This is a genomic window from Furfurilactobacillus milii, assembly GCF_021654115.1.
Classification (GTDB): domain Bacteria; phylum Bacillota; class Bacilli; order Lactobacillales; family Lactobacillaceae; genus Furfurilactobacillus; species Furfurilactobacillus milii.
Map to the genome: position 1 here is coordinate 13,189 of NZ_JAIWJF010000003.1, position 13,400 is coordinate 26,588.

At 43.8% G+C, this 13,400-nt stretch carries 12 protein-coding genes and 1 other annotated feature; of the genes, 11 read left to right on the forward strand and 1 reads right to left on the reverse strand.

Annotated elements, in window-relative coordinates:
• The first annotated feature begins 182 nt into the window (after positions 1 to 182).
• The 8 genes from LDK34_RS04525 (at position 183) to LDK34_RS04560 (ending at position 7,522) form a co-directional block, all read left to right on the forward strand.
• Positions 183 to 1,172 carry an aldo/keto reductase gene (locus LDK34_RS04525; protein WP_017262837.1) on the forward strand — a complete coding sequence of 330 codons (990 nt, stop codon included), beginning with the start codon at positions 183 to 185 and terminating at the stop codon, positions 1,170 to 1,172.
• Between the two features lie 135 nt (positions 1,173 to 1,307).
• Positions 1,308 to 1,579, forward strand: a binding site (T-box leader).
• Positions 1,580 to 1,720: 141 nt separating this feature from the next.
• Positions 1,721 to 2,539, forward strand: coding sequence for a MetQ/NlpA family ABC transporter substrate-binding protein (locus LDK34_RS04530; RefSeq protein WP_420871568.1), 819 nt, complete (start codon positions 1,721 to 1,723; stop codon positions 2,537 to 2,539).
• Between the two features lie 112 nt (positions 2,540 to 2,651).
• Positions 2,652 to 3,770 carry a methionine ABC transporter ATP-binding protein gene (locus LDK34_RS04535; protein WP_178942302.1) on the forward strand — a complete coding sequence of 373 codons (1,119 nt, stop codon included), beginning with the start codon at positions 2,652 to 2,654 and terminating at the stop codon, positions 3,768 to 3,770.
• 2 nt (positions 3,771 to 3,772) lie between these two features.
• Positions 3,773 to 4,471, forward strand: coding sequence for a methionine ABC transporter permease (locus LDK34_RS04540; protein WP_277516831.1), 699 nt, complete (start codon positions 3,773 to 3,775; stop codon positions 4,469 to 4,471).
• A 300-nt stretch (positions 4,472 to 4,771) separates the two neighbouring features.
• A complete protein-coding gene (locus LDK34_RS04545; RefSeq protein ID WP_178942303.1) occupies positions 4,772 to 5,299 on the forward strand; it encodes an HdeD family acid-resistance protein in 528 nt (175 codons plus the stop codon).
• Between the two features lie 33 nt (positions 5,300 to 5,332).
• Positions 5,333 to 6,040 (forward strand): hypothetical protein, encoded by a 708-nt coding sequence (locus LDK34_RS04550; RefSeq protein ID WP_236941519.1) that lies wholly within the window; start codon positions 5,333 to 5,335, stop codon positions 6,038 to 6,040.
• A gap of 273 nt (positions 6,041 to 6,313) precedes the next feature.
• Positions 6,314 to 6,973, forward strand: coding sequence for a hypothetical protein (locus LDK34_RS04555; RefSeq protein ID WP_178942305.1), 660 nt, complete (start codon positions 6,314 to 6,316; stop codon positions 6,971 to 6,973).
• A 63-nt stretch (positions 6,974 to 7,036) separates the two neighbouring features.
• Positions 7,037 to 7,522 carry a universal stress protein gene (locus tag LDK34_RS04560; protein WP_162855586.1) on the forward strand — a complete coding sequence of 162 codons (486 nt, stop codon included), beginning with the start codon at positions 7,037 to 7,039 and terminating at the stop codon, positions 7,520 to 7,522.
• 664 nt (positions 7,523 to 8,186) lie between these two features.
• Here the strand turns inward: LDK34_RS04560 and gnd are convergent.
• A complete protein-coding gene (gnd, locus tag LDK34_RS04565) occupies positions 8,187 to 9,086 on the reverse strand; it encodes a phosphogluconate dehydrogenase (NAD(+)-dependent, decarboxylating) (protein WP_178942306.1) in 900 nt (299 codons plus the stop codon).
• A gap of 226 nt (positions 9,087 to 9,312) precedes the next feature.
• Here gnd and codA point away from each other — a divergent pair, with 226 nt between their 5' ends.
• From codA to budA, 3 genes are all read left to right on the forward strand, one after another.
• On the forward strand, positions 9,313 to 10,548 hold the full coding sequence (gene codA / locus LDK34_RS04570) for a cytosine deaminase (RefSeq protein ID WP_178942307.1): 1,236 nt from the start codon (positions 9,313 to 9,315) through the stop codon (positions 10,546 to 10,548).
• Between the two features lie 274 nt (positions 10,549 to 10,822).
• Positions 10,823 to 12,502, forward strand: coding sequence for an acetolactate synthase AlsS (gene alsS, locus LDK34_RS04575; protein ID WP_236941520.1), 1,680 nt, complete (start codon positions 10,823 to 10,825; stop codon positions 12,500 to 12,502).
• A gap of 33 nt (positions 12,503 to 12,535) precedes the next feature.
• On the forward strand, positions 12,536 to 13,252 hold the full coding sequence (gene budA, locus LDK34_RS04580) for an acetolactate decarboxylase (protein ID WP_178942308.1): 717 nt from the start codon (positions 12,536 to 12,538) through the stop codon (positions 13,250 to 13,252).
• Positions 13,253 to 13,400: the final 148 nt, after the last annotated feature.

Here is a 13,400-nt window from a genome sequence, read left to right on the forward strand (position 1 = left end):
TAATCACATACATTCTAAACACGGGTTATGTCTCAATTTAACAAACAAATTCTTACTTTAACTTATATACCATTAACAAAAAGCGGCGCCAACCCCGCGCCGCAAGCAAGACAAGTTCGTTTTTGCCTGCATTTTACGTTAAAATAAGGCCTGTAAGCATAGATTGAGAGGAGTTAATTGATATGTATCAAGCAAACGAAGAGCGGTACGCAAACATGCCCGTTCGCCGAGTTGCTGACACTGGCTTTATGTTGCCAGCGGTCAGTTTTGGCCTGTGGCGGAATCTAGGAGACGAACAACCTTATGCAAATAGTCGTGAGGTAATGTTGAAGGCGTTTGACAACGGTATTTTCAGTTTCGATAACGCGTCAAATTACGGTCCTAGCAACGGGAGTGCCGAAGAGACGTTCGGCAAAGTTTACGAACAGGACCTGAAGCCATATCGTAATGAATTGGTCATAACGACAAAGGCTGGCTTTCATATGTGGCCTGGACCATACGGCGAGTTTTCATCGCGTAAAACATTGATGAATGCACTGGAGTTATCGTTAACCCGGATGCATTTGGATTATGTCGATGTCTTTTATATGCACCGTTTCGACCCACACACCTCGCTCGAAGAACAAGTTGAAACATTGGACCTGATGGTTAAGCAGGGTAAAGCTTTATACGTTGGTGTGTCAAACTTCACTGCAGATCAAACAGCAGCGATCACTAAGTTGTTCAAGGAACACCACACGCCATTTGTTGTTAACCAAAGCAGCTACAACATGATTAATCGTGCTGTGGAAGACGATGGTTTGCTAAACGTACTAAAGGAAAACAAACTAGGATTAGTGGCATACGGCCCACTGGCAGAAGGTCTGCTAACGGATCGCTATCTACAAGGTATCCCCGAAGATATGCCAATTCACTGGAGCAATAAGCTTTCTTTGAAACAAGGTACTGATAAAGTGGTTAGCAAGTTAAACGATCTGAATAGTTTGGCGTCTGACCGTGGACAAACTTTGGCACAGATGGCCTTGGCCTGGTTATTACATGATGACGTGGTGACAAGTGTTGTCATTGGTGCCTCACATGTTGACCACTTGTTGGGCAACATCAAGGCGGTTAACAACCTGACCTTCACAACAGATGAACTTGAACGAATTGAAAGCATTTTAAACCGTTAAAGGGATTTGACGTGCACTCACCGGGTAATATAAAAATAATTATGAGAACGGCGTGGCGAATCTCATTATTTTCTTACAATAATCGTTGACAAGCGATTTTTTGTGCGGTAATCTAATAACAATTTCACATGACCGAAAAACAATTTGAACAGGAAAGTAGTTTTAACGAAACTGTACAGAAAGCCTGCGTTTGCTGAGAGCGGGTGAGTCAAGTTAGGATGAAAATGGCCTGCGATTGGTATCGTCGAACCGGCAACTATTGTTGGTAAGGTGATAATGACTTGGCGCCCATTACCGCGCACACCGCTACTTAGGAATTCTAGACCCTTTCTAGGTGTCGGTTGATGAGGAACTGAATGTAAATTCAGTTCGAACTAGAATGGTAACGCGATAAGCTCGCTTCTAATTTTTATTAGAGGCGGGCTTTTTTCGTTGCTGGAGTTCAGCTTTGTCAGTGAACGGTTATGTGAAGTCGGCAAATTAAAAATGAGTCGATATTAATGACATCTAAATGGATGAAAAAGGGGTAAATTAACATGAATAAAAGAATTCGTCGTATTTTGTTAGGGACTGCATCTGTACTTGCGTTAGGTTTGGTATTAGCGGGTTGTGGCAAGTCTAGCTCGGCTAAGACGACAACAGTTAAAGTTGGTATTGTCGGCACCGACGATGAAAAGATCTGGAAGCCAATTGCTCAGGATGTTAAGAAGAAGGGCATTAACTTAAAAATCGTGACCTTCACTGATTACACTCAACCAAACCAAGCGTTGAATGATAAGCAGATCGACCTAAACGCCTTTCAGCATTATTACTTCCTAGACCAGTGGAACAAGGCGCACAAAGCAGATTTGACACCGGTTGGTAAAACAGCTGTTGCACCACTTGGATTATTCTCAAAAAAGCTTAAGAAGGTTTCTGAATTTAAGAAGGGTGATCAGATTGTGATCCCTAACGATGCAACTAATGAGGGGCGTGCCTTAAATCTATTGAAGAACGCAGGCTTGATTAAATTGGACAATGCTAAATTGCCAACACCTAAGAATGTTACGTCAAATCCAAAACATTTGAAGATTACGGCGGTGGCTGCTGACCAAACACCACGTTCGCTCGACTCTGCCACGGCCGCAGTTGTCAACAATACTTACGCTGTTGACGCTAAGTTGAACATCAAGCACGCCGTTTACGCAGAAAAAATCGATAAGAATGTTAAACCTTACATCAACATTATCGTGTCCCGTAAGGCTGACAAGAACAAGAAAGCCGTCAAAGAAATTGTTAAGGCTTACCAAACCAAGAAGATTGCTGACATCATCAACAAAGACTTCAAAGGTACTGAAAAGCCAGCATGGAATTTGGACATTAAATAATTTCCTTTGTATTATTTAGACAAACATGAACTGGTTTCGCGGTTCACGTTTGCATACATAGAACATTTTTAGTTAACCGCATTGAATTCGAATTAGGAAAGGAACAACCATTATGGCAGCAAACGCACCGATTATTGATTTAAAGGGCATTGATGTAACGTTTAAAGAGGCTGACCGCACTGTGCGGGCCGTTAAAAATGTTGATCTGGAAGTCGCTAAGGGTGACATTTACGGTATCGTTGGCTACTCTGGCGCGGGTAAAAGTACACTCGTGCGGGTGATTAACCAGTTGCAACGACAAACTTCCGGTAAGGTGACCGTAAGTGGTCAGAATATGGGTGCCTTAAAGGGAAAGGCGCTGCGCCAAGCACGAACTAAGATTGGCATGATCTTCCAGCACTTCAACTTAATGAATGAGCGGACCATCGGTGACAACGTCATGTTTCCGTTATTGTTGGGTTCAAAACTGAGTCGGCATGACAAGCAGGCCAAGGTAGATGAACTCTTGGACTTAGTTGGCCTATCTGAAAAGAAAAATGATTATCCGGCCCAGTTATCTGGTGGTCAAAAACAGCGGGTGGCAATCGCCCGGGCATTGGCAAATGATCCGGAAATTTTGATCTCTGACGAAGCGACGTCGGCGCTAGACCCTAAAACGACATCGTCAATTCTTGATTTGTTGAAAAACTTGAATGAAAAGTTAGGATTGACGGTTGTGTTGATTACCCACGAAATGCAGGCAGTTAAATCCATTTGTAACAAGGTGGCCGTTATGCAGAGTGGAGAAATCGTTGAACGAGGCGACTTGCTGACGATCTTCTCCAAACCAACTCAGCAATTGACGAGAGAATTTATCGAAACGTCTTCTCAGATTGATGCTGCCTTGGCAAACGTTGTTGCCCAGCCAAGTATCCAGCACTTGCAAGCAAACGAGCGGCTGGTCGTACTGTCCTATGCGGGTGCATCGACTGATGATCCCCTAATTGCACAACTGTATGAGCAATTTAAAGTTACGCCAAATATTTTGTTTGGGAACGTCGAGATTCTTCAAAATACACCAGTTGGTAATTTAGGATTGGTGTTAAGTGGTGCAGGCGATGCGGTTGATAAGGCATTGGCTTACGTGAAGGAACAGGGCGTGAGCGTTCGGCAAATCAATGTCGCAGAATATCAGGCAGAACTCGCACGCAAGGCTGCTGAAGCAGACACTAACGCCGAAGGGGAGGCATAAGCATGACAACTATTTTAGCAATGGATTTTTGGACATCCATTATGCCAAACGTTGTGGCTAATAAGGATGTCTTCATCCAATCAACGTGGGAAACAATTTACATGACGCTGGTCTCCGGAATAATTGCCGGCATTCTTGGAATTATTATCGGTATTGCGTTAGTAGTTACAGCACCAGGTGGCATTCTGGCAAACCGGACGACATACTGGATTTTGGATAAACTGGTAAATATCTTCCGGTCCATTCCCTTTATCATCTTATTAGCCGTTATCGCGCCATTCACGCGGTTGCTCGTGGGTACCTCAATTGGTACTACTGCAGCTTTAGTGCCTTTGACAATTGGTACCGCACCATTTTATGCACGTCAGGTTCAAAATGCGTTAGTGGATGTTGATCGTGGCATTATTGAAGCTGCGGAAGCAGTCGGTGCTTCACCAATGCAAATTATTTTTCGTGTTTATTTACGTGAAGCGCTGCCTGATTTAATTCGGACATCGGTTGTCACCGTTATTAGTTTGATCGGACTTACTGCAATGGCTGGTGCCATTGGCGGTGGTGGTCTTGGGAATACTGCGATTAGTATCGGGTATGACCGTTTTGAAAATGACATCACCATCATGGCGATGATTATTATCTTAGCCATCGTGTTTATCATCCAAATCTTAGGTGATTTGTGGGCCCGTAAAACTGACCACCGTTAATTTAAATTTTACGAACAGATGGCAGTGATTTCGTTACGACCTTGGGCGAACAATGCGAAATGGCATCGTCATTTAAAGTCTTGAGCGCGATCCTTGTCTTGAAAGCATTCTATTTTCCCAGTTTGGGGATAGGATGTTTTTTTGTTTATCCTTCTTCGCAAAATGATACGGATATGACATTAACTAATTTTTGTTGATGAATGGGGCGCAACTGTTGGTCGGTCATGATGCGAGTGTTAGACTGAACACAGATAGCGTAATGAACGTGAATCGAAATTTTGTAAAGATAGGGATGATGACATGAATTGGAATTCCACCCGTCGGTCCTTTGACTGGTATAGTTTCATTCTTGGCGTGTTATTTATCATTGCAGCAGGGATTGCTTTTGTGGATCCGGCATCGAGTTTAATGGCACTGGTGGCCATTTTTGGGGCCGTTGCATTACTCAGAGGTGTTTATGAGGTATGGTTCCATGATGACGTCCGACGGCTTCTGGGGCGTTCTCCTGTGTGGCTGTTGACTATGGGAATTTTAGATATTGTAATTGGAGCATTTTTAATCTTTCATCTTGGTATCGGGATGCGTTTGTTACCAATTTTCTTTGCAATATGGTTCATTGTTGATTCATTGACCGGTTTGATTACGTCAGGGTTAATGCGTTCGTTTGACAAACGGTATTTCTGGATCAGCATCGGCTTAGATGTACTCGGTCTTATCGTTGGTATTTTATTATTACTAAAGCCAGTGGTAGCTGCACTAACCTTAGCGACACTGATTGGCATCTACTTCTTCATTGAGGGAGTTCTTCACATTATGCGGGCTTTCTAGAATAAATTAGCGCAATAAAGGGGACCTTGGGTAATGAAGCAAACAGAGACAAATGCTCCGGTTCATAATCGGGGCCTCGTATGGTTGATCAGTGCCATTGTCGCTGCTGTTGTGATTGCAGTTGTGGCGGTTGGTGGCACTGTGTTGTATAAAAATATGACAACAACGAATTACGAATTGGTTGATGCCGCCCAACCGTTGACGTATAAGGGTAAAACGGTCACAGCACACGGGGTAGCTTCGTTCTCACACAAGCAGGCGATCATTACTTCAATGAGTTTTGGCCGTTCTGCAGTAGTGGTAACGGTGGCTCATTACCAGTTTGATAGTAGCAATAAGAAAAAGGCAAAGCCTAACAATATTGCGTTAGCTATCTATCAGCTACCACTTGGTGATTTTGAACGCACGTATGCTAAGCAGTTGGCCACTAACAAGCAGGACAATGTTACTGCGATCAATCAGACGATGAAAGTAGTTAAACCGCAGGCAGGCGTTTACATCGACCATTTGCAGGCTAGTGACCAAAGGCGGCTTAATATCGATGCAACGAGCAGTCAAGCGACGTATCAAAAATTGGAAGACGCGTATGCGAGTGCAAGTCGCAAAGTAAAAACACATACACACTTTACGCCAACTAAACGGGTGTACCAGCGGGCCCATAAATTAAATGCTGGCCAAACTAAACAATTTACAAAACTGGCTGATGCCGTTAAATATATGCAAGAAAAAACTGCCCAATAATTAAATTGAGCAGTTTTTTTGCGCGCTAGGAACAAATTGTTATAATTTTGTAATTTCTTGTTTCGAAATCGGTAGACACCTTGATTACATCGGATTCTCTATATTGTCAGGAACATCGTAAGGGGCGTATAGGCATTAGATTACTTGAATTTTTTTGAAATTTGCACAAATGTTTGCGATAATAGTACTCGATAATCAGTTAAGGGGATGACAATTGATATGCGCATTGTGCCAGATTGTCATCGAAACTTTGAAATGAGGGACGAATAACGCATGAGTACACAGCACCAATCTGCACCAAGTGGGGGAAAACGTTACATTAGTAAAATTAAAATCGCTGCATTAGCGGTGATCGTCAGTTTAATGACCATCAGTGTTGCGAGCCAACCTGCGAAGGCGGAAGCACATCATCATTCAGTCGCAAAGGTGGCCACCAAAAAACAGAGTAGCAAAACACAGGCTACATTTTGGCAAGATCTTGGTTATCAGGGGTCTTACAAACGGCAAAGTACACTAGGCAAAAAGCAGATGTTGAATAATACACTGTTGGTCGTCTTTACGAAAGATCATCAATTTAGGCAGCGTGTGACCACTTCTTTAAGTATGAACGGTATTCAAGAACAAGTGACGGATGGGCAGGTAACCCAAAAGGGAAACGTGTTAACCTTAGTGCCGAAGTCGACGGCAACTGCTGTTTATAAGACTGAAGCGGACTACAAGAAACATGCAGCGTCCAACTATCACCGCAGCGGTGAGGCTTTTAAGAGCCAACTTATCTTTGCGAAAGATGGTCAGCCTTTGCAATACCGGGTTGATGCAAAGCACAAGCGGTTGACTGGATTGAAGAATAAAGTGACCGTTTCAATGAAACAGTCGTCGGCGAATACCTTAGCAACAGCTCAAGATTATATTAAGCCGATTGAAAATCATTAGTCGTTTAGACTAGCTTTATTGCAGTGTTAGCGGTTACAATTATCTGTGAAGGAGTTGTTTAACATGGCAAAAAGTGAACATAAGAAAGTACAAAGTGAGGATGACATCATAAAGGGGAAAGTCTACGACTACAAGCGTGTGCTTGTTGGTGTTGATGATTCTCCGGATGCACAACTAGCTTACCAGTACGCGGTCAAACAGGCGAAGGAAGATAAATCCGAGCTGGTTATTGTTAGTATCCTTGAAGAACAGGATGTTAATGTTTTTACCGCGTTAAGCAAGGAAATGTTGGATCAACAACGAAAGACGATTCAAGAGCGATTAGATAAATATCGTCGGGTCGCCGAAAATTCAGGGGTTAAGTCTGTTAAAACGTTGATTGCTGAAGGTGATCCTGGTGAAACAATCGTCAAGCAGGTAATTCCACAAGTTGATCCAGACCTTGTAATTGTCGGCTCATTGTCTCGTCAAGGGGTTGCCAAGTACTTTGGTAGCCAGGCGGCTTATGTGGCCAAATATTCACCAGTGTCTGTGCTGGTGGTTCGCTAATTAAATTCAATTTTGTTTTGCTGTACCCCACAATGAGGTGCAGCTTTTTTAGTTCTATTAATTGCTGGCATTAATGTAGAGCTGTGAATGGCGCTTACGGTTGTCAATAGTGACACGCTCGTCGTGGGAACGGTTCGAGCCTCCTGAAAACCGGAGTCTTTCACCTCGCCACAAAGCCTCGTAAAAACCGAGTCTTTGTGACCGTCCGTGGTGTAAATTCGGAAAACCACCTCATTAACACCACTTTCACGACTCGGTATCACTATTGACGCCCTTCAGCTCACATATCGGCAAATTTGGCGGCTAGTATTATTAGAAAACCGTATCAACATAACAGAGTCCTAATTAGTCATTATCAGAGTGGAGCTGACTAGAAATAGAGTTCCGTGTTGGCAACACTTGGCGGCGAGAACTTGGCCGCTTAGTGTTGCGGGATGACTTATGAGACGATGAACTTTTCGGCTCATAATCAAGGTAGAAGACTCCAGGTTTTGGGAGGCTGAGACCGGTCCTCATGGAACGGCATTTCTGGCCAGCGCAACGGCAGTACACGGTATGCTAATTTAACTTAATAATAAGGGTGTGAAGTCAACTCGGCTTGATATATAAGTAAAGAAAAAGGATGACACCCAAGAGGGCATCATCCGATGGAAAATTTATTAAATTAAGCTTTATCAACCGCGTGACCACCGAAGCCGTTACGCAATGAAGAAACAACTTTACCAGTAAAGGTATCGTTTTCCATTGAACGGTAACGCATCAATAGTGACATAGCGATAACAGGGGTTGCTACTTGTTGGTTCATTGCTTCTTCAAGAGTCCACTTACCTTCACCAGATGAGTGCATAGTACCCTTGATGTTGTCTAACTTAGCATCGTTAGCAAAGGCATCTTGAGCCAATTCCATCAGCCATGAACGAACAACTGAACCGCTGTTCCAAAGACGGGCAACGGATTCGTTATCGTAGTCAAACGCACTGTGTTCAAGCACATCGAAACCTTCGCCGATAGCTTCCATCATACCGTATTCAATCCCGTTATGAACCATCTTGAGGTAGTGGCCTGAACCAGCTTTACCAGTGTAAAGGTAACCATCTTTTTGGGCGATACCTTCATACAAAGGTTCAAGTGTCTTAAAGGCAGCGGCATCGTTTCCACCAATCATGAAGTTACCGTCGTGACGGGCACCAGATTGACCACCAGAAGTACCACAGTCGAAGAACTTGATTCCTTTTTCTTCAGCCTTTTGAGCATCTGCAACAGAGTCCTTCCAGAAGGAGTTACCACCGTCGATGATGAAGTCACCTTCGTCAAGTAGGTCTAACAATTGGTCAATCGTTGATTCAGTTGGCTTGCCGGCTGGAACCATAACCCATACGACTTTTGGTGATGGTAATTTAGCGACCATGTCAGCAAGTGAGTCGGCACCTTCAGCACCAGCGGTTACTGCTTGGTCGACAAAGTCCTTGTTTAAGTCAAAACCAACAACTTCGTTTTCATGATCCATCATGTTTTCTGCTAAGTTCAGACCCATTTTGCCTAAACCGATTAACCCTAATTTCATTAGAAAGCTCCTCTTTTAAAATAAATTGTCTGTTGCACATGTTGATTATATGAAAATCATTTACAAATATCAAGATAAACTTTTGAAAAAAGGTTTCAAATCGTTTTCGAAAGGTGCTTCAAATCCGTTTGTATCACAGTTTTGCTTGCATTCAAAACTTATTAGCATTACGCTAAACCGAGATTGAAGACGTTTACATATCACTGACACATGGAGGTTACAACTAATGCTTATTCAGCAGGTTCACATCAACAATCAGAGCGATTTACAAGATGTTCGAATTGAAGACGGTGTTTTTAAAGCGATTGATCAGCATTTAACGCCTAAAGATAACGAGCAGGTGATTGACGCAACCGGCAAATTATTATTGCCACCATTGATTGACCCACATGTTCATTTGGACGCTACCCAAACGGCTGGAGATCCTGAATGGAATCAGTCTGGTACATTATTTGATGGTATTCGCATTTGGTCGGAGCGAAAGAAAACGTTAACGATTGAAGATGTTAAAGAACGGGCAAAGGAAACCTTGCGTAAACAGATTGCCAATGGGATTCAGGTTGTGCGTTCACACGTCGATGTAACTGATCCCTCTTTCACCGCCTTAAAAGCACTCTTGGAAGTTAAAAAAGAGATGGCTGATGAGATAGAACTGCAATTGGTTGCCTTTCCACAAGAAGGTATTTTGTCGTTTCCTCATGGTAAACAGTTAATGGAAGAGGCCGTTAAGCTGGGGGCAGACGTCATTGGCGGCATTCCTCACTTCGAGTTCACTCGTGAATATGGTATCGAATCGTTACATTTTATTGGTGACTTAGCTCAAAAGTATGATCGTCTGATTGACGTTCACTGTGATGAAATTGACGATCCTGCATCCCGTCATTTGGAGACTTTGGCAACGATTGCATATGAAACCGGCCTGTCTGATCGGGTGACGGCTAGCCACACGACTGCGCTAGGTTCGTACAACAATGCGTATGCTTATAAATTATTCCGTTTGCTCCGGATGGCAGATATTAACATGATTGCGAACCCGTTAGTAAACACCAATCTAGGTGGGCGTTTTGATACTTATCCTAAACGTCGAGGGATGACGCGGGTTAAAGAACTTAACGAAGATGGCATTAATGTCGCTTTCGGTGAAGACGATGTTCGTGATCCATGGTATCCAATGGGGAATGGCAATATGCTAGATCCTGTTTCGATGGGCCTTCATGTTGGTCATTTAATGGGTTATGACGAGATTAATGGGTCATATCAATTTGTGACCAGCCACGCTGCTAAGGCGCTGCATATTACTGACCATTACGGCATTGAAGTCGGCAAGCCTGGTAACTGCATTGTTTATAACAACAGTGATTTTTACAACGTACTTAATGAACATTCAGAAGTGTTGTATTCAATCCGTGGCGGTCGTGTCATTGCACAGACGACGCCTAAAGTTACTAAACTGAATTTTTAAGCTTGTGAATTTTTAAAGAGATGAATACAGTCATTAAATTCACAAACAGAATTTCCACTTGTGAAATTGACTAGCGTTTATCATTTGGAAACGTCAGCTAAAGACGACAGTGTCAAACAAAGACAGCCTCAATAAAGAGGCTGCCTTTTTATCACAAAATGTTTAATCATTTGTGAAAAGTGTGGTACGCTGAGATTATGATTTTTTCACAAGTGAACGTATTTGCTGACTGAAAGACGGTCGCTACGTCACGGATTAATTAAGGAGATTATTCATGACTGAAGAAACTCGTTACGGTGCTGATGCCGTTGTTGAAAGTTTGATTAACCATAATGTGAAGTATGTTTTTGGTATTCCTGGTGCTAAGATTGACCGTTTATTTGAGCGTTTAGCTCATCCAACTGACCCGCAATCGCCTAAGCTGGTTGTCGCACGACACGAACAAAACGCAGCCTTTATTGCGGCGGGGATTGGCCGACTTACAGGTGAACCAGGGGTAGTTGCAGTTACTTCAGGACCAGGCGCTAGCAATTTAGCAACTGGTTTAGTCACTGCAACAGCTGAAGGCGATCCCGTAGTTGCCATTGGTGGACAGGTTCCACGTAAGGACTTACTACGGTTGACTCACCAAAGTATGGCTAATGCGGCCTTGTTTAAGCCAATTACGAAATTTTCTGTGGAAATTCAAGATCCAGAAAACATTTCAGAAGTGTTGGCTAATGCGTTTGAATCTGCGACTGCAGGCAAACAAGGGGCGAGCTTTGTTTCTTTGCCACAGGATGTGGATGATGCCGAAGTTATCAGCCCAGCGTTAGAACCATTGCAGGCGCCCGTTTTGGGACCGGCAAGCCCTGCCGATATTAGTTTACTGGCCCAGGAAATTCGTAGTGCAAAATTGCCCGTTATTTTGGCTGGCATGCGGGCTTCTTCACCAGAAGTTACCAGTGCGATTCGCCATCTCGTGACAGTTGCCAACATTCCTGTGGTTGAAACGTTCCAGGGTGCCGGAATTATTTCTCGCGATTTGGAAGCCGACCACTACTTTGGTCGTGTTGGGTTATTCCGGAATCAGCCAGGCGATCGTTTGCTAAAACAGGCTGATTTAGTAATTGCCATTGGCTATGATGCAGTTGAATATGAACCGCGTAATTGGAACGCTGAGAAGCAGGCTCGCATCGTTACAATCGATGCGACAGCAGCTCAGTTGGATCAACACTTTCAACCGGAAACACAGCTAGTGGGCGACATTGCCCAGACGTTGGCCATCTTACAACCAGCAATCAAAGGGTATCAGCCCAGCGCCGCTGCTAAACGGACGTTAGCTGAATTTCATGAAGAGTTAACGATGCGGGATCAAAACTTTGAAGCAAGTGATGAAGACGCAACTGTGCAGCCATTAGCGCTCGTGGCCGCTCTGCAGGATCACGTTACCGATGATATGACTGTGAGTGTTGATGTGGGGAGCCATTACATTTGGATGGCGCGTCATTTCCGCAGTTATGAACCGCGGCATCGGTTGTTCAGCAACGGGATGCAAACATTAGGTGTTGCCTTACCATGGGCAATCGCTGCGGCACTGGTACGACCAAATCATCAGGCTGTTTCTGTTTCAGGCGACGCCGGTTTCTTATTCTCCGGGCAGGAGTTAGAAACGGCGGTTCGCTTAGGGCTCAATATTGTGCACATTATCTGGAACGATGGTCATTATGATATGGTAAAGTTCCAGGAAGAAATGAAATATGGTGTAGATGCAGCGGTTGATTTTGGTCACGTTGACTATGTTAAGTACGCCGAGGCTTTTGGTGCAACGGGATTACGGGTTAACAAGCCAACTGATTTGAACAAAGTGCTGGACCAAGCCTTTGCGACTAAGGGACCGGTAATTGTTGATGTGCCCGTTGATTACTCACATAATCAAGAGCTTGGCAAGACGCTGTTGCCAGATCAATTCTAGAAAACATCGATAGCACAAAGGGAGTTTAGGTTAATGAAAGATACGGAAACGTTATATCAGCACGGAACCTTGGCACTGTTAGTTCCAGGGCTGTTCGACGGCACAATCACAGCGAAAGAACTGCTAAGCCATGGTGATACAGGCATTGGCACACTAGCCGGTCTGGATGGTGAAGTAGTCATTGTTGATGGACAGGCTTTTCAAGCTGCAACTGATGGTTCAGTCAACGCGGTCAATGGTGATGCGACGATGCCATTCGCTTCAGTCCATACGTTTGATAATCAATTGCCTAAGACACCATTGGCGGCCATGACGATGCCAGCATTTACGACCTGGTTACAAACGACAGCTGGTTTGAAAAATGCCTTTGCGGGCATTGTGATGACTGGGACCTTTAACCGAGTACACGTACGGGTGGCACCTAAGCAAACAAAACCGTATCCACCACTGACAACGGCGACTGCCGCTCAGCCAGAATTTACGCGAGAAGATGTTCAGGGAACTGTTGTTGGTTACTTTGCCCCAGCATTGTATGCGGGTGCGACTGTCGGCGGCTTTCACTTGCATTTTATCAGTGGCGACCATCAATTTGCCGGTCACCTGCTTGATTTTACCGTCATGACAGGCGAGGTGACTGCGCAAGTATTACCAAACTTGATGTTACATTTGCCGACAGATAACAGCGACTTTATGAAAGCTGACATCAAATTATCCGGTTTAAATGATGCTATTAATGAAGCAGAAAAATAGTGCTCTTAGAATTTGTTTAATTAAAAACGACGTTGAATTTCCGTTTTTGTGGGAAATTCAACGTCGTTTTATTTGTTCTAATAGTAGTTTTGGCAATCTTGAAGGTAAAAGGTCGATGGAGTGAAGTTGTGGCGAAACAGAGTTCCGT

Excerpts from the sequence above, each read along its gene's own strand:
- LDK34_RS04525 (WP_017262837.1), top strand. The coding sequence starts at position 183 with ATGTATCAAGCAAACGAAGAGCGGTACGCAAACATGCCCGTTCGCCGA.
- LDK34_RS04555 (WP_178942305.1), top strand. The coding sequence starts at position 6,314 with ATGAGTACACAGCACCAATCTGCACCAAGTGGGGGAAAACGTTACATT.
- codA (WP_178942307.1), top strand. The coding sequence starts at position 9,313 with ATGCTTATTCAGCAGGTTCACATCAACAATCAGAGCGATTTACAAGAT.
- LDK34_RS04535 (WP_178942302.1), top strand. The coding sequence starts at position 2,652 with ATGGCAGCAAACGCACCGATTATTGATTTAAAGGGCATTGATGTAACG.
- budA (WP_178942308.1), top strand. The coding sequence starts at position 12,536 with ATGAAAGATACGGAAACGTTATATCAGCACGGAACCTTGGCACTGTTA.
- LDK34_RS04545 (WP_178942303.1), top strand. The coding sequence starts at position 4,772 with ATGAATTGGAATTCCACCCGTCGGTCCTTTGACTGGTATAGTTTCATT.
- alsS (WP_236941520.1), top strand. The coding sequence starts at position 10,823 with ATGACTGAAGAAACTCGTTACGGTGCTGATGCCGTTGTTGAAAGTTTG.
- LDK34_RS04560 (WP_162855586.1), top strand. The coding sequence starts at position 7,037 with ATGGCAAAAAGTGAACATAAGAAAGTACAAAGTGAGGATGACATCATA.
- gnd (WP_178942306.1), bottom strand. The coding sequence starts at position 9,086 with ATGAAATTAGGGTTAATCGGTTTAGGCAAAATGGGTCTGAACTTAGCA.
- LDK34_RS04550 (WP_236941519.1), top strand. The coding sequence starts at position 5,333 with ATGAAGCAAACAGAGACAAATGCTCCGGTTCATAATCGGGGCCTCGTA.
- LDK34_RS04540 (WP_277516831.1), top strand. The coding sequence starts at position 3,773 with ATGACAACTATTTTAGCAATGGATTTTTGGACATCCATTATGCCAAAC.